Below are 16,678 nucleotides of genomic sequence, written 5' to 3' on the forward strand. Positions count from 1 at the left end.
ACCCATCGGGGAAAGGGTTCCTCGACCATCGGGGAAACGGGCTCCTCGACAGTCGGGGGCTCCTCGACCAGCGGGGGCCTACTGTGCGATCAGCTTGTTGACGGTGCGGTTCAGGAAGTTCGGGATGAACTTGGCGGCGTTGTTGAGGAACAGCGTCTGGGTGCCGACGGAGTAGCTGGTGCGGTGCAGCAGGCGATCGATGCGATTCGGGTTCACCGACTCGTAGACCTTCTCGGCAACCTCCTCGGGCGTGATGCGCACCCCGAGGGTCGTGGTCGACTTGGCGTCGTTGTCGGCGAGGGCGGTCTTGGCCCACAGCGGCCAGATGCCGACGACGCGGATGTCCTCGTGCTCCCACTCGAGTTCGAGGGCTTCGGTGAGGCCGGCGACGTAGAACTTGGTGGCCGAATAGGTGGCGATGCCGGGCTGGCCGTAGATCGCCGACGCCGAGGCGATGTTGACCAGGTGCGCGCCCGGCGTCCTCTTCAGGTACGGGTAGGCGGCCTGCGCGCCGAGGGTCACGCCCAGGGCGTCGATGTCGATCTGCGCGCGGATCGCCTCGGGGGTGATCTCGTCGAGGCGTCCGGCGACGAGGATGCCGGCGTTGTTGTCGAGGACGTCCAGGGTGCCGCCGCTGTGTTCGGTGAATGCGGCGAGTGCGTCAGCCCACTGTTGTGGTTCGCGGACGTCGAGGACGCCGGTGATGAAGTCGGGGTGATCGGCGGACACCTTGTCGAGTGCTTCTGGGTTCACGTCGTAGACGCCAACGGTCCATCCTTCGCGCTCGAATCGCTCGGCCGTCGCCAGTCCGATGCCCGACGCACCGCCGGTGATGAAGATGGAAGACATGTGCACTCCTCGGTGTGACCTGCGCAAACGTGGTACCACTCAGAACTTACTGGTGAGTATAGTAGCGAAGCTGTTTACCAGGTCACACGGGACTGCTATCTTGACAACAAGCGTTGATATGACATCAGCCGTTGTCATAGAAAGACCCGACCGAGACGGAGGCACCGCGACATGACCGCCGCAATGGACCGCACAGCTCCTCACACCCCCACTGACGACGACGGAGTCGTCGTCAGCATGCACGACCAGGGAACCGACGAGGTGTCGACGCGCCTGCTCGCGTCGGCGGCCCGGCTGTCGCGCAATGCGATGACCGAGATCGACTGGTCTCTGCCCATGGACCCGACGAAGTACGGCTGCAGCCCGGAATGGTCGTCGCTCTACGGCACCGCCTACTGGGACGAACTGACCGAGGAGCAGCGCATCTCGGTCACCCGCCACGAGTTCGCGTCGATCATGAACATCGGCATCTGGTTCGAGATGATCCTGCAGGAAATGGTCGTCCGCGATCAGTACCTCGGCGCCTACCACAGCCCCGAGTTCCAGTTCGCGCTCACCGAGATCGCCGACGAGTGCCGCCACTCGATCATGTTCGCCAAGGCGAGTGAGAAGATGGTCGGCACCTCCTACAAGCCGACCAAGTGGGTCGGTCGGCTCGGCAGGTTCTTCAAGGGCACCGCCAAGAACGAGGTCGCCTACGCCGGCATCCTCGTCGCCGAAGAGGTCCTCGACGTCTTCCAGCGTGGCTGCATGCGCGACGAGCGGGTGCTCCCGTTCATCCGTACCGTCAACGAGATCCACGTTCTCGAGGAATCGCGGCACATGAAGTTCGCGCGCGAAGAGGTGCGTGAGTCGATGCGGGGCATCAGCTGGGCCCGCCGCCAGTTCAGTGCGCTGTACGTGTCGGTTGCCGCGTACATGATCGTGTCGAGCCTGGTCCAGCGCAAGGCATTCGAGGACGCCGGACTCGACGCCGACCGTGCCGTGGAGGAGATGAACCACAACTCGCACTTCCAGTCGATGATCCGCAGCAGCTGCGCGCATCTGATGGAGTTCCTCGACGAGGTGGGCCTGCTGACCCGCCCGGCGATGCACTACTACCGGAAAGTGCACATGCTCTGATGTTTGTCATCACCCAATCCTGTTGCAGCGACGCAGCATGCGTGTCGGTCTGTCCGGTCAACTGCATCCACCCGACTCCTGAGGAGCGGGGCTTCGGGACCTCCGACATCCTGCACATCGACCCGCAGGCCTGCATCGACTGTGGTGCCTGCGCCGACGCCTGCCCGGTGGACGCGATCTTCCCCGCCGACAAGCTCGGCACCCGCGACAAGGTCTTCGTCGAGATCAACGCCGACTACTACAAGAACAACCCGGACGTGACCTCGGGGTGGTCGGACGTGGTCTACCCGGAGATCCCGAAACTCCCTGCGGGACTGCGGGTTGCGCTCGTCGGCACCGGACCGTCGGGTGGATACGCCCTGCGGACCCTGCTCGACCGGACCGAGGCGGACGTGACCGTCATCGACAAGCTGCCCACCCCGGGCGGTCTCGTGCGTGCCGGTGTGGCCCCCGACCATCCGGGTACCAAGGGCGTGTTGGGCGGCTTCGACCTGCTCTACCGCGATCCCCGCGTCATGATGGCCACCAACGTCGAGGTGGGGGAGGCGCCGGGGCAGATCACCCCCGCCGAACTCGCCGACCATTTCGACGCCGTGTTCTACGCCGTCGGCGCGAGTGAGTCACGGCGCCTGGGGATTCCGGGTGAGGAGCTTGCCGGCTCGACGTCGGCGACCGAACTCGTTGCGTGGTACAACGCGGTGCCCGGCGCTGACGCCGCACCCCCGATCCGTCGCGATCACACCGCGACCGGCCGGGCCGTCATCGTCGGCACCGGCAACGTCGCTCTCGACGTCGCCCGTATCCTCATCTCGCCGCCGGAGTTGTTGGCCACCACCGACATCGCCGACCGTGCGCTGCGCATCCTCGAGGAGCAGAACGTCCACGAGGTCGTCGTGCTCGGCCGTCGTGATCAGGCGTCGGCGGCCTACACCTCGGCCGAATACCGTGCGTTGTCGACGATTCCGGGTGTGGAGGTCGTCGTCCACGACGATCCCGACGCCGAATTGCCGGACTTCACCGGTCCCGCCGACCCGCAGCACCGTCGCATCGTGTTCCTCTTCCACTCCGCCCCGGAGCGCATCCTCGGCCAGACGCAGGTCGAGGCCGTCGACGTCCGAACCGGATCGCACACCCGTCGCATCGCTGCCGATCTCGCGGTGCGCTCCGTCGGGTATCGGTCGGTGCCGATCGCTGGACTGCCCTTCGACGACGCGCGTGGCGTGTTCCCCAACGACGAGGGCCGGATGCTCGATGAGCACGGGCAGGTCATCCCGGGCGTGTATGTCCTGGGGTGGGCCAAGCGCGGCCCGAGTGGTGGTATCGGTGCCAACAAGATGTGCGCGCAACGCACCGTGGAGGACTTCATCGACGACGCCGTCGCGGGTGTCCTGCCCCGATCCGGGCGCGCGGCCGAGGAGTTCGGAGCGTTGTTGCGCAAGCGAACCCGCCACGTCATCGGCTACCGCGGCATGCGCGCCATCGACCGCATCGAACGGCGCCGCGGCGAGGAGCAGGGCCGCCCGCGCGTGAAGTTCACCCGTATCCCCGACATGGTCGGCGCGGCGGGATGGCGCAAACGATGACCGCGGCAATCGAATCCCCGCGGCCGGTCTGGTATCGCCGATCCCTGCTCGCGGTGTTCATCGCGTCGTTCTTCACCCAGAATGCGATTGCGCTGCCGTATGTGGCGCGCAACGGGGCGTCGTCGGCGAAGGACTTCTTCGTCGGGGACATCCTCAAGACCACCCCGGGCCGGTTCGCGATGGTCGATCTCGGCTACGTCGTGCTGGGCTTTCACCTCTGGGCGTTCGCCGAGGCGCGACGGCTGAGCATCCTGCGGTGGTGGATCGCCTCGGTGGTACTGACCTTCGGCGTCGGCATCGCCACCGCGATCCCGTTCTTCCTGCTGGCCCGCGACCGGGCCCTGTCCCTAGGAGACGGTAGCCCGCTGCGAGAGCGGTGCAGCGGGGCCAATGGGTCAGTCAGCTGACGTGCGCGTACCGAATCCTTGCATATTCCTGGTGAATTCAAGTGATTTGTTGTCCGCGAAAGTGTCGGGTGAGAATGCCGGGTCGGTCATCACACCCCAAGCTCGACGGCGTTGCATCGCGAGGTTTCCGGCGTCGTAGAGAGGGAAGACGATGGCTTCACGGTAGAGCTTGGCCAGCGGAAAGCGGCGGTCGAGTGCGTTGACGCCGACCACGCGCATGCAGTCGTAGACCACGCTTTGCATCAGGTCGCCGCAGTAGGTCTTGTTCATTCCGGCGATGGCATGGCCTTGCCCGGGATGGGTGTCCATGTAGTGGGCGGTCTTCCAGCTGAAGTATCGGCCGGCTTCGATGCGGGCTGCGATTTCGGTGAGAAGGTTGCCCACTGCTTGATGATGGATGATGGGCGCGGTCCCGCCGCCGGTGTAGGTCCTCGCCCACTTGAGTGTGAAGTCGTATGCGCTGCGCGCTACGGCCACTGCGGCGATACTCGCGATGGGTGCCGACCAAGTGAAGTTGCGATGTATGAGCAGGTCTCCCTGGGTGCCGGTCAGCATGTTCTCTTCGGGGATATGAGCGTCGCGAAAGGTCATGGTGACGTTCTGGCATGTGCGATGAGCCATCTTGTCGATGACCTCGTAAGTGATGCCTGCGGTGCCGCGCTCGACGACGAAGGCACCGAGTGCGTCGACGGCGCCGCGGGTGGTATCGGTGCGTGCGACACACACATTGATGTCGGCACCTCGAAGGTCCCATCCTCCGGCGTTGGCGGGCCAGTGTTTCTCGCCGTTCACCACAAACTCGCCACGGCGTGGTTTGTGTTCAGCGAGAAGTTGTATGCCTGCCATGGGATTCGGATGGTCGAAGTTGGCGGTGCCGCCGCGTTCGCTGACGACCCAGCCGGCGAGGAAAGTGCCGGTCGTGTCCTCGGTGGCCTTGGTAATCCAGCGTTCGCGTTGTTCTTCGGTACCGAGCCACAAGATCGGCATGAGCGAGAGTCCGTTGACGAGCAGAATCGTGGGGAATCCTGGGTCGGCGGCGCAGAGTTCTTCGATCGCGATGAGGAAATCGACGTTACTTGCGCCACCACCGCCGTACTGGCGAGGCAGAAACATTGTGGTGAAGCCGTTCTCTGCGGCGAGCCGATAAATCGGCTGCATCGCGCGGAACGCCTCATGCGGATCGCCGATCGCGTCGGCGCGCTCGGCAGCAGGACGCAGCACGTCGATGGCGAATTCGCGCGCACGCGCTTTCAGCCGCTGTTGCTTCTGTGTCAGGTCGAACCCGATAGCCACTTACTACCTCCGAAGGAAGCCAGCACAACACGGACGGAAGCTAGCCGAGCAGACGGGCCGGGGAGCAGGCCCGATGACGCCTCGGTCAAGCGGTCATGCGACCGGGGGTCCACTGTGCGTCATGCCGAGTGCTCCCAGCAAGCCGTAATCATTGGTGGCGATATCTGCCAGCGTGGCTTGATCGAGGACCTCGAAATACGCATCGAGAGCTTGGGCGAAGACATTTCGAGCCCCGCACACCCCGGCGATCCGGCAGTAGCGGACCGGTCCGAGGCACTCCACAACGGCGAAGTCGGACTCCATGATTCGCATGATCTGACCCACCGTGATCGTGGACGGATCTCGCACCAGATGCACTCCGCCGCCCCGGCCGCGCGTCGTCTCCACAATGTCGGCCCCGGCCAACTTCTGTACCACCTTGTCCAGGTGGTTGCGCGAAATACGGTGAGCCGCTGCGATTTCGGCGACTGATCCGCGCTGTTCCGGCGCGACACGCAGGTACAGCAGCACCCTCAGGGCGTAGTCGGCGTGGCTCGTGTGCTTCATGGTGGCCTCCAGCGGCAACGTGTTCACCGATCGTACCGGCCTTCAACGGTTGCCGCGGTTCGCGCGAGTGAGGGTGTGGCCGCATCTGTTACGGACTGATCGAGCCACACCCTCGTCCGCGTCAGCCGGCGATGGTGCCGATGCTTTCGTGGTGCTTGTCGAACTGCACGTATTCGTCCTCCATGATGGCGCGCGGGTTGAAGGCGGGATCTGCGATGATGCCGTGGACACGTCGACGCTGCATGCCCATGTTGCCGCCGTCGTAGATCGGCAGGACCGCGGCTTCGCGCAACAGTTTTCCGAATCCGTTCTTCGTCTCCAGGCTGTTGACGCCCACGATCTGCATGCATTTGTAGACGCAGTCGAACATCAGCTCGGTGACCTGGATCTTGTTCATGGCCCCGACCAGCTCCGCATGCTGTTCGTGCTTGTCGAGGTAGTCGGCAGCCCGCCACGAGAATGAACGTGCCATCTCGATCTTCGATGCCACGTCACCGAGCACGTAGCCGACGTTCTGGAAGCCGATGATCGGCTTGAGTCCACCTGCGGTGTTCGTCTTGGCCCAGTTCAGAGCGGTTTCGTATGCGGCGCGGGCCATTCCGACGGCCGCGATGGCTGCCACCGGACCGGACCAGGCGAAGTTGCGGTTGATGACCAGATCGCCGTTCCCCGCCGCGCCGGGCAGAAGATTGGCGGCGGGGATTCGCGCATTGTCGAAGACGATCTCGGCGTTGGAGGCGAGTCGATGGCCGATCTTGTCGAGATGACGGTAGCTGACACCCGGTGTGTTGCGCTCGAGGATCAGGGCGGACAAACCCTCGGTTCCGCCCTTCTCCGAATCGGTGCGGACGATGAGTGTCCCGGCATTGGTGCCCTGTTCGTCCCATCCGGCAGAAGACGGCCAGTACTTGCGGCCGTTGACAAGGTAGTCGTCACCGTCGCGCACCGCGGTGAGCCCCACCCCGGCCGGTCGCGGCAGCTGGATATCGAAGTTCGCTGTGCCGGCGGGGTTGCCGGGCGGCTCGCTGGCTGTCCACCCGCCGAGGTACTCGCCGGTCGGATCGGATGTCGCCGCAGTGAGGAACTTCTCCTTCTGTTCATCGCTGCCGTACCAGGCAATCGGCATCAGTCCCAATCCGTTACACAGCACCGTGCAGGCGAAGCCGGGATCGACTACGCAGATCTCTTCTGCGGCGATGACCAGGTCAACGCAGGACACGCCGCCTCCGCCGTACTCGGTGGGCAGCATGCACATGGCAATCCCGGCCCGATAGGCCTCGATGTACGCAGGCTTGGTCAGTTGAAATCCCTTGAGCGGATCGGGCTCCGCGTCGGCTTCGACGATGACGGGTGCCAGTACGTTCTCGGCGAATTCGCGAACCTCGTGCTGCAGTTTGCGCTGCTCCGAGGACATTGTGAAGTTGATGGACATTGGGTGTCTCCAGTTCTTCAGGGTTTTCACAGACGACCACTGCTTGGCCCCGTTGCTCGAGCTGCGATCGACCATGAGAATCCCAAACCGGTATGTCAGATACCGGTTTGGTTCTGTTACCTGCGGGATACCGCTCATTGCTGATTCCTCACCGTGCCGCCGGCCGACTGTGAGATCCGCACCGGTCGTGCTCGACAGTGTCCAGATCTTGAACACAGCCGTGGCTGCGATCTTCCTAGCCCGAGACCTCCCGGCCGCCAGGTCGGGACGTGAGCGCCTGACAACGCCCTCGTAACACGGCAGCAAGTCGTATTTCACGCGGCGTCGGGATAGTGGCCCCATGGCCAGTACCCCGCACTTCCTTCAGGGCGTCTTCGCGTTCACCGGCTCCGGACTCGCCAAGCCCGCGCCGATCGATCCGGGGCTGTCGTATGTGGTGCCCTCCGGACTGACCGCGCAGCCGTTGTACTTTCGCGGCGGCAACAGCTCCGGCGAACTGATCTCGGTGACCCTCATGCGTGACGGCGCGCCGATGCGGATCTTCCCGATGGGCGCACGGGGTGCGGTCAACGTGCCGCTGCGGGTGGTGCAGGACGTCGACCCGGATTCAACCCTCGAACTGCTGCTCGCCGCACCCGAGGGATGCATGGGCGAGGTCGTCATCGACTTCGGCATGGTGCTCATCTGATGGCGGACCAGGTGCCGGGGGATGAGGGTGCGGTCGCGACGCGTCGCCTCGTCGTCGTCGGCAACGGCATGGCCGGCGCTCGTACGGTCGAGGAGATCCTGGCACGCGGCGGCGGTGAGCAGTTCTCGCTCACCATGATCGGCGACGAGCCGTACGGCAACTACAACCGGATCATGCTGTCGCACGTGCTCGCCGGGGAGAGCACCGTCGATGACGACGACCTCATGCTGAACCCGATGTCGTGGTACGCCGACAACGGCGTCATCCTGCATGCCGGCGACCGCGCGGTCGCGGTGGATCGCTTCGCCAAGACCGTCACCTGCGAGAGCGGCATGGTCATCGGCTTCGACGTACTGATCATCGCGACCGGATCGCACACATTTTTCCCGAACATGGACGGACTACGCGAACCCGACGGCCGGTTGGCGCGAGGGGTTTTCGGATTCCGCACGATCGCCGACACCAACGGCATGCTGCAGATGGCCTCCTCGCGCGATCACCTGCACGCGGTGGTCATCGGCGGTGGGCTCCTCGGGCTCGAGGCCGCCCACGGCCTGAGCGCCCAGGGCGTCGCGGTGGACGTGGTGCACTCACCCGGACACCTGATGAACCAGCAACTCGACGAACGCGGCGGAAAAGTTTTGCGCAACACCATCGAAGCGCTCGGGGTGGGCGTGCACACCGGCAAACGCACCACCGCCGTCCTGCGCACCGACACCGGAACCGTTGCGGGCGTGCAGTTCACCGATGGTGACACCCTGCCCGCCGACATGATCGTGGTGACCGCGGGTATTCGCGCCAACGTCGAACTGGCGCGCCGTGCCGGTTTGGTCGTCGAACGCGGGATCGTCGTCGACGACCAGATGCGTTGTGAGGATGAGGCATTCATCTACGCCGTCGGTGAGTGCGCGCAGCACCGCAGCGAGGTGTACGGGCTGGTCGCACCGCTGTGGGAGCAGGCGGCGGTCCTCGCCGATGTACTCACCGGCGCCGATCCGCGTGCGGAGTACCACGGTTCGCGTCTGACCACCAAGCTAAAGGTGGCGGGCGTGGACGTCGCGGCGATGGGTGTCAAGGGCCCGGAACGTGAGGACGACGAGTTCGTCCAGTTCTACGAACCGCGCAACGGCATCTACAAGTCGGTGGTGGTGCGCGATGACAAACTCATCGGCGCGATGCTCCTCGGCGACGTGTCCAAGGTCGGCTTCCTCACCCAGGCCTTCGACGAGAAGGTACCGCTACCCGCCGAACGCATCTCGATGCTGTTCGACATGGGAACACCCAGTGCGGCAACAGGTGCCGCGGAGCTGTCCGACGACGCGCAGGTGTGCAACTGCAACGGCGTCACCAAGGGTGATCTCGTGGCGTGCGTCCGCGGCGGTGCCACCAGCGTCGCCGAGGTGTGTGCGGCCACCCGCGCAGGCAAGGGGTGCGGCTCGTGCAAGGGGCTCGTCGCCGACGTCGTCGAGGTCGCGGCCGGTGACGCATTGACCTCCGATGCCTCCGCCGACTGGTACGTCCCGTGCATCCCGTTGGCGAAACCCGAACTGATCGAGGCGATCCGGCGCCAGGATCTGCGGTCGGTCAGCGCGGTGTTCGCCGCGCTCGCACCCGACGGGGAAGACGCGACGGCGAAAATGCCGTTGGCGTCGTTGCTGCGGGTGGTGTGGGGAGCCGACTGGCAGCGTGAACCGGGCGCGCTTTTCGTCAACGACAGGGTGCACGCGAACATCCAACGCGACGGCACGTTCTCGGTGGTGCCGCAGATGAAGGGCGGGGTCACCTCTCCGCAACAGCTGCGCCGGATCGCCGATGTCGCAGAGAAATACGACATTCCGATGATCAAGGCGACCGGCGGGCAACGGCTCGATCTGCTGGGCGTCACCAAGGAAGACCTCCCCAAGGTGTGGGCCGATCTCGGCATGCCGTCGGGCTATGCCTACGGCAAAAGCTTCCGGACAGTGAAAACCTGTGTGGGCACCGACTACTGCCGGTTCGGCCTCGGTGACTCGACGGCGCTGGGGATCGCCATCGAGTCGCGATATCAGGGACTGGAATCGCCGGCCAAGCTCAAACTGGCGGTCACCGGATGCCCCCGCAACTGTGCGGAGGCACTGTGCAAGGACTTCGGGGTGGTGGCCATCGGCAACGGACTCTGGGAGATCTACGTCGGCGGCGCGGCCGGCGCGCACATTCGCAAGGGTGATCTGCTGGCGACCGCCGACTCCCCGGAGGAGGTGATCCGGCTGTGCGGCAACTTCATTCAGTACTACCGGGAAAATGCCAAGTGGCTCGAACGCACCTATGCGTGGGTGCCGCGGATCGGGATCGACGAACTGCGCGCGATCCTCGTCGATGATCGCGACGGCCTCGTCGCGGGTTTGCAGGAACGTATCGACGAGGCCGTCGCCGGCTACGTCGACCCGTGGCTCGACCGCGAAGAGCCGAAGTCACCCGCCCAGTTCTCCTCCGCCCTGCCGTTGTTGCCGCTGCCGCAGGTGCCGGTCCGGTGACCGCGGTCGAGCGCCGAGGCCCCGAGCCCGTCAGTCCCGAGTCCGTCAGCTCCGAGTCCGTCACCGCAGAACCGGTGGAGATCGGCGAGATGGCCGACCTCGCACTCGGGGAAGGTCGCGCATATGTGCTCGGCGACAAGCAGATAGCGGTGTTCCGGATGACCGACGGCACGCTGCGCGCCACCTCTGCGGTCTGCCCGCACAAGGGCGGCCCGCTCGCCGACGGACAGTTCGACCTCGGCACCATCGTCTGCCCGCTCCACCAGTACGCGTTCGGCTTCGCCGACGGTGCATGCACCACAGCGGGGATCGGTACGATCGAGGTCTATCGTGCCCAGGATCGAGACGGACGCATCGTGGTGTGGGTGTAGCGGCGACCCGCCGTCCCGCGTCAGCCTTTCGCCACGTCCTGCGCAGCCACCTCGGGCATCGCCTCTTCTTCGGCCTGCACCTCGGCCTGCCCGGACATGGCGTCGATGTCCTCGAGCGGGGGCACCGGACGGCCGTCGAGGACGAGTCGCATCCGTTCCTTGTCCAGCTGGCCTTCCCAATTGGCGACGACGAAGGTGGCCACGCAGTTGCCGAGCAGATTCACCGACACGCGCATCGAATCCATGATGCGGTCGGCACCGAGCAGAAGGGCCACCGCCGCAACGGGAATGCTGCCGTGGCCGATGGCGGTCACCGTCGCAGACAGGGCGAGAAACGACGACCCCGGCACCCCGGCCATGCCCTTGGAGGTCAGCATGAGGACGAGGACGGCCGTCAGTTGTTCGCCGAGACTGAGATTCACGCCGAGTGCTTGCGCGAGGAACAGCACGCAGATCGACAGGTAGAGGGTGGCGCCGTCGAGGTTGAACGAGTAGCCGGTGGGTACCACGAGTCCGGTGGTGGTCCGCGAACATCCGGCGTAGGTCAGTTTGGTCATGATGCGCGGCAACACGACCTCGGTGGAGGCGGTGCCGAGCGCGATGAACAGTTCATCCTTGATGTAGCGCAGGAACTTCCAGAGACTCACTCCGGCGAAGACACGGACGACCGCAGCCAGCACGAGGATGAACAGCACTGCGGCGAGGTAACAGCACGCGATAAGCTTTCCGTAGCTCGCCAGCGACGACAGTCCGTATTGGCCGACGATATAGGCCATCGCGCCGAAGGCGCCGACCGGCGCGAGTTTCATGATCCAGCCGATGATCAGGAAGAAGACGTGGCTGGACTGGTCCACGAACGAGACGATGACGGGGACCTTGGATCCCAGTTTCGCCAGTGCCAGCCCGAACAACACGGCAAAGAACAGCACCTGCAGGAGCTCGTTCTCCGCGAACGCCGAGATCACCGACGTGGGAATGATGTTCGTGAGGAACTCGACGGTGTGCGGCAGCTCGCCGTTGCCGGTTGACTTCGCGACGGCGTCGGCGCCGGTGGCCAGGGTTTGCGGGTCGATGCTGAATCCGCTGCCGGGCTTGACGATGTTGCCCACCGCCAGGCCGAAGATCAACGCGAAGGTGGTGACCACCTCGAAGTAGATGAGTGCCTTGACACCGATGCGGCCCACCGACTTCAGGTCACCGACGTGAGCGATCCCGAGCACGACGGTGCAGAAGATGATGGGCGCGATGAGCATCTTGATGAGCTTGATGAAGCCATCTGCCAGGGGTTTGAGCGCCGATCCGGCATCGGGCCACAATGCTCCGAGGACGATACCGGCGATGATCGCCACGATCAGCCAGGTGAACAGCGAGGTATACCAGGCGCCCCGGGGTGAGCGGGCGGGTCCCTCCGACGGCACGGTGTTCTCTATAGTTAAACGGCCATTACGGTGGGGTGAATTCACCTCTGTGCATGATCCGCGGGATGCCGGCCCGTGATCTCCGCTCGGTCAGTACACGTCGCGCACATAACGCTTGTCGGCGGCGAGTGCCTTGACGTACTGCTCGGCGCTCTTCTCCGACAGCTTTCCATACTGGGCGACAACACCTTTGAGCGTCGCATCGACGTCGCGCGCCATCCGGCTCGCGTCACCGCACACATAGATGTGGGCACCGTCGTGCAGCCATCGGTAGAGCTCGGCGCCGTGTTCGGCGATGCGGTCCTGCACGTAGATCTTGCGGTCCTGATCGCGCGAGAAGGCGACGTCGAGGCGGGTCAGCAGGCCGTCGGAGAGCATGTCGGTGAGCTCGTCGCGATAGTAGAAGTCGGTGGCGCTGTGTTGTTCTCCGAAGAACAACCAGTTGCGCCCACCGTGCCCGAGCGCGCGCCGCTCGTGGAGGAATGCGCGAAATGGTGCGATCCCGGTGCCGGGCCCGATCATGATCATCGGGGTGTCGGGGTCGGTGGGCGGGCGAAAGTGGTTGGTGGGCGTCACGAAGACGCCCACCTCGGCGCTCTCGGCGTGGTCGGCGAGGAAGGTCGAACACACGCCGTGTCGTGGGGTGCCGTGTACGTTGTAGCGCACCGCCGACACCGTCAGGTGGACTTCGCCCTGTGCGGTCAGGGGTGAGGACGAGATCGAGTACGAGCGTGGTGCAAGGGGTTTGATGCGGTCGACCCATTCTTGCGGGTCGGCGTCGACGCGGGTTGTCGCCAGCACGTCGACCGATTGTCGTCCCCACGACCATGCACCGAACTCGTCCTTGTTGCCGGGTGCTGCGAGTGTGGACAATGCCTGATCGCCGCTGCGTTCGGCCATGAACCGGACGAGATCGGGTGTGAGGCGTGCGATCTCGAGGTGGTCACGAAGCGCCGTGTCGAGGGTGGTGGTCCCACCTGGTCCCGACGGGCCGTCGGGGATCTCGACTCTGGCCTGCGGGTCGAGGCGGGTGTGATGCAGCCACTCGTCGACCAGGCTCTCGCTGTTGCGTGGGTAGACGCCGAGCGCGTCGCCGGCCCGATAATCCAGGGTGCCCGGCGGAAGGTGGAAGGCGAAGTTGCGCACATCCTTCGCCGAGCCGGAGGTGTTCAATCGTCTGTTGTGGATCAGGCTGGTACGCAATGGCTTCTTGCGTGAATACCCGGGCGAACTGACCTGCGCGGAGGGTTCGCGAACCTCGACGCGTGCGGCGGTGACGTCGGTGGGCGTCGGGGCCTCGGGTGTGAGACGGGTGAGAACGCGCTCGAGCCACACCCCGGCGGGCTCCTCGAAGTCCGGCTCGCAGTCCACCCGGTCGGTCAGGCGCGTCGCCCCGAGCTCGGCGAGCCTTTCGTCGAGTCTGCGTCCGTGGCCGCAGAAGTCGTCATAACTGGAATCGCCGAAAGCCAGTACCGAATAGGCTAATTCGTCGAGTGCGGGCGCGTCGTCGGCGTTCAGGCGCTCCCAGAAGCCGATGCCGTTGTCCGGTGGTTCACCGTCGCCGGTGGTTGCCGTGACGAACAGTGCGGTGCCGGACAAGGTACTCGGATCGCACTCGTCCATCGCCGTGGCCGTCACCGGATGTCCGCCCTCGCGTAGACGCGCGACCACGGTCTCGGCGAAGTCCTCGGCGTTGCCCATCTGCGACGCCCACAGGACGCTGATCGCTGCGCGTGACGGCGCCGGCGCCTCGACGGATGTCACGTCGGCATCGGGGTCGGCGCGGGCCGAGCGTGAGAACGTCCCGGCCAGTACTCCGTTGACAAAGGCAGTGGTGTCCGCCGCCAGCGGCGCATCCGCGGGCAGCACCGGCACCGCGCCGTCCGGTGGTGCGGCACGGAGTCCGGCCACGAGGCCGGCGAGGTAGATCCGTTCGGACTCGGTGAAAGACGGTGCGGCGATGGCAGAAACCCCGAGGGCCGCCGCGAGCGAGTCCACGAGCGCTGTCGGCGCGGTGGCGAGCGCCGTCGCCGGGATAGCAAACGCGGTCGGCGCGGTGGCGGGCGCTGTCGACGGAAGCGAAGGCGCTGTCGGCGGTTCGGCGGCACCGACTCTGGTGAGGGCGACGGCACACACCTTGAACTCCGGTTGCTGGGAGGCGGGGTCGATGGCATCGGAGGTGACCGCGTTGATCGCGAGGTGCTCGCCCCAGAGGTCGTTCCAATGGAAGGGGACGAAGACGCTGCCCGGGCGGACGCGGTCGGACACCTGTGCGGGCAGTACCGCACGCCCGCGTCGGGAGGCCACCTCGACACTGTCGGTGTCGGAAATCGCCAGCCGGGCAGCATCATCGGCGTGGATCTCGACGAACGGTCCGGGCGCGAGCTTGTTCAGCTTGGCGACCCGCCCGGTCTTGGTCAGCGTGTGCCACTGGTGTGGGAGGCGTCCGGTGTTGAGCAAAATCGGGTAGTCGTCGTCGGGCATCTCCGCCGGATCGACGTGCGGCCGCGCGAAGAATTGCGCGCGACGCGTCGGTGTGGCAAACGCCAACCGAGGGCGGGTGCCGTCGTCGAGCTGGTGCAAGGTCTGGCTGTGACCGTCGTTGAGGTAGCGGACGGGGTGCCGTCCGTCGGCGTCGGTGTCCTCCGGCGGGCACGGCCACTGGATGGGGGAGCGGCGCAACCGCTCGTAGGTGACCCCGCGCAGGTCGTAGCCGGTGCGCGGGTTGTGAAAGCGGCGGATCTCATCGAAGACCTCCTCGGCGCTGGCATAGGTGAAGGCATCGGAATATCCCATGGCGCAAGCGATCCGGGCGATGATCTGCCAATCCGGTAGCGCCTGACCGGGTGCCGGCATGGCCGGGGAGAACAGGGTGATGTTGCGTTCGGAGTTGACCATGGTGCCGGTGGATTCGCTCCACAGGGCGGCGGGCAGGATCACGTCGGCGTAGGCGTTGGTCTCGGTGGCGGTGAAGGCGTCCTGGGTGACGACGAGCTCGGCGCGGCGGAGACTGTCGATGACGGTGCTCCGATTGGACACCGAGGCAACGGGATTGGTGCAGATGATCCAGCATGCCTTGATCTGTCCGTCGGCCATGCGGGAGAACATGTCGATGGTGCCGCCGCCGACGTCGGTGCGCAGGGTTCCGGAGGGCAGGTCCCATTGTTCTTCGACGAAGGCTCGGTCCTCATCGGAGGTGACGGCCCGCTGACCGGGCAATCCTGGTCCCATGTAACCCATCTCGCGGCCACCCATGGCGTTGGGCTGACCGGTCAGCGAGAACGGCCCGCTGCCGAGACGGCAGATCGCGCCGGTGGCGAGGTGAAGATTGATCAGCGCGTTGGTGTTCCACGTTCCGTGCGTCGACTGGTTGAGACCCATCGTCCAGCAACTCATCCAGTTGCCTGCGGTGCCGATCAACGCCGCCGCGGCCCGCAGGTCCTTCTCGTCGATCCCGCAGATCTCGGCCACTCGCTCCGGTGGGTACTGCTCGGCGAATGACGGCATCTGCTCGAAGCCGTCGGTGAACTCGGCGATGAACTCGTCGTCGAGATGGCCGCCGACGATCAGCAGATGCAGGATTCCGTTGAGCAGTGCGAGGTCGGTGCCGGAGCGGACGGGTAGGAAGAGGTCGGCTTTGTCGGCGGTGGCGGTGCGTCGCGGGTCGGCGACGATGAGGGTGGCGCCGGCCTTGACGCGGTCCATCATCCGCAGGAACAGGATCGGGTGGCAGTCGGCCATGTTGGCGCCGATGACGAAGAAGACATCGGCGTTGTCGAAATCCTGATAGGAGCCCGGTGGGCCGTCGGCGCCGAGTGACTGCTTGTAGCCGGTGCCGGCGCTGGCCATGCAGAGCCGTGAGTTGGACTCGATCTGGTTGGTGCCGATGAAGCCCTTGGCGAGCTTGTTGCTGAGGTACTGCGCCTCCATCGACATCTGACCGGACACGTACAGGGCCACCGCGTCGGGGCCGTGCTCGTCGATGATGGCGCGCAGCCGGCCGGCGGTGTCGAGGAGAACGTCGTCGAGGTCCGCGGACTGCGGCTCGGCGTCGCGGGAAGAACGCACCAGCGGGGCGGTCAGCCGGCCGCCGGAGTTCAGCATGTCGGCGGTGGTGGAGCCCTTGGTGCACAGCCGACCGAAATTCGTCGGGTGATCCTTGCGCCCCGTGCTCTTGAGCACCCGCACCCCCTCGTCCGATTCGCCGGACACCGTCAGATCGAGCCCGCAGCCGACCCCGCAATAGGCGCACAGCGTTGCGGTGGTCGACGGCGAAGTACTCGGCGGGCTCACCGTCCCAGCGTCGGTACCGCGTGTTTCACGACCCGAATGCCGCGGTTACACCGCAATCAACTTGGCCTCACACAGGTGGCCGGTAGATGTGCGGGCATCGTCACTCCAGCGGACCGCACCGCGGCGCTGGTACCGGCGCAGCCCCGCACCACGGGTCCCACGC

The 16,678-nt window shown here is 65.5% G+C and carries 12 protein-coding genes; 6 read left to right on the forward strand and 6 right to left on the reverse strand.

Features of this window, described 5'->3' with window-relative positions; all coding sequences use genetic code 11:
• Positions 1–78: 78 nt before the first annotated feature.
• The gene (locus GOPIP_RS22280; protein ID WP_006372077.1) at positions 79–849 is read right to left on the reverse strand and encodes an SDR family oxidoreductase; all 771 of its coding nucleotides are present in this window, start codon (positions 847–849) and stop codon (positions 79–81) included.
• Positions 850–1,020: 171 nt separating this feature from the next.
• Here GOPIP_RS22280 and GOPIP_RS22285 point away from each other — a divergent pair, with 171 nt between their 5' ends.
• Genes GOPIP_RS22285 through GOPIP_RS22295 form a run of 3 tightly spaced genes read left to right on the forward strand, consistent with a single transcriptional unit; the run spans position 1,021 to position 3,961 of the window.
• Positions 1,021–1,971, forward strand: coding sequence for an AurF N-oxygenase family protein (locus GOPIP_RS22285; RefSeq protein WP_006372078.1), 951 nt, complete (start codon positions 1,021–1,023; stop codon positions 1,969–1,971).
• Positions 1,971–3,554: an FAD-dependent oxidoreductase gene (locus tag GOPIP_RS22290; RefSeq protein ID WP_006372079.1), complete on the forward strand. Its 1,584-nt coding sequence runs from the start codon at positions 1,971–1,973 to the stop codon at positions 3,552–3,554. The genes GOPIP_RS22285 and GOPIP_RS22290 overlap by 1 nt, the downstream gene beginning before the upstream one ends.
• Positions 3,551–3,961: a DUF2834 domain-containing protein gene (locus tag GOPIP_RS22295; protein ID WP_006372080.1), complete on the forward strand. Its 411-nt coding sequence runs from the start codon at positions 3,551–3,553 to the stop codon at positions 3,959–3,961. Before GOPIP_RS22290 ends, GOPIP_RS22295 begins: the two co-directional genes overlap by 4 nt.
• On the opposite strand, the gene GOPIP_RS22300 is transcribed toward GOPIP_RS22295, so the two are convergent.
• The 3 genes from GOPIP_RS22300 to GOPIP_RS22310 form a co-directional block, all read right to left on the reverse strand.
• Positions 3,950–5,254, reverse strand: coding sequence for an acyl-CoA dehydrogenase family protein (locus tag GOPIP_RS22300; RefSeq protein WP_006372081.1), 1,305 nt, complete (start codon positions 5,252–5,254; stop codon positions 3,950–3,952). The genes GOPIP_RS22295 and GOPIP_RS22300 overlap by 12 nt on opposite strands.
• A 93-nt stretch (positions 5,255–5,347) precedes the next feature.
• Positions 5,348–5,800 (reverse strand): RrF2 family transcriptional regulator, encoded by a 453-nt coding sequence (locus GOPIP_RS22305; RefSeq protein WP_035728746.1) that lies wholly within the window; start codon positions 5,798–5,800, stop codon positions 5,348–5,350.
• Positions 5,801–5,921: 121 nt separating this feature from the next.
• Positions 5,922–7,232, reverse strand: a complete 1,311-nt coding sequence (locus tag GOPIP_RS22310; RefSeq protein ID WP_006372083.1) for an acyl-CoA dehydrogenase family protein — start codon at positions 7,230–7,232, stop codon at positions 5,922–5,924.
• Between the two features lie 340 nt (positions 7,233–7,572).
• On the opposite strand from GOPIP_RS22310, the gene GOPIP_RS22315 reads away from it, so the two are divergent.
• Genes GOPIP_RS22315 through GOPIP_RS22325 form a run of 3 tightly spaced genes read left to right on the forward strand, consistent with a single transcriptional unit; the run spans position 7,573 to position 10,804 of the window.
• Positions 7,573–7,920: a hypothetical protein gene (locus GOPIP_RS22315; protein WP_006372084.1), complete on the forward strand. Its 348-nt coding sequence runs from the start codon at positions 7,573–7,575 to the stop codon at positions 7,918–7,920.
• Positions 7,920–10,433, forward strand: coding sequence for a nitrite reductase large subunit NirB (gene nirB, locus GOPIP_RS22320; RefSeq protein WP_006372085.1), 2,514 nt, complete (start codon positions 7,920–7,922; stop codon positions 10,431–10,433). Before GOPIP_RS22315 ends, nirB begins: the two co-directional genes overlap by 1 nt.
• Complete coding sequence (locus GOPIP_RS22325) at positions 10,430–10,804, forward strand: Rieske (2Fe-2S) protein (protein ID WP_006372086.1); 375 nt, start codon at positions 10,430–10,432, stop codon at positions 10,802–10,804. The genes nirB and GOPIP_RS22325 overlap by 4 nt, the downstream gene beginning before the upstream one ends.
• 20 nt (positions 10,805–10,824) lie before the next feature.
• On the opposite strand, the gene dctA is transcribed toward GOPIP_RS22325, so the two are convergent.
• Together dctA and GOPIP_RS22335 are read right to left on the reverse strand one after the other, a co-directional pair.
• Positions 10,825–12,222, reverse strand: coding sequence for a C4-dicarboxylate transporter DctA (dctA, locus tag GOPIP_RS22330; RefSeq protein ID WP_006372087.1), 1,398 nt, complete (start codon positions 12,220–12,222; stop codon positions 10,825–10,827).
• Between the two features lie 90 nt (positions 12,223–12,312).
• A complete protein-coding gene (locus GOPIP_RS22335; RefSeq protein ID WP_035728717.1) occupies positions 12,313–16,515 on the reverse strand; it encodes a bifunctional nitrate reductase/sulfite reductase flavoprotein subunit alpha in 4,203 nt (1,400 codons plus the stop codon).
• Between the last annotated feature and the right edge of the window lie 163 nt (positions 16,516–16,678).

Origin of the sequence: Gordonia polyisoprenivorans NBRC 16320 = JCM 10675 (assembly GCF_000241325.1) — a bacterium.
In the GTDB taxonomy this organism is placed as follows: domain Bacteria; phylum Actinomycetota; class Actinomycetes; order Mycobacteriales; family Mycobacteriaceae; genus Gordonia; species Gordonia polyisoprenivorans.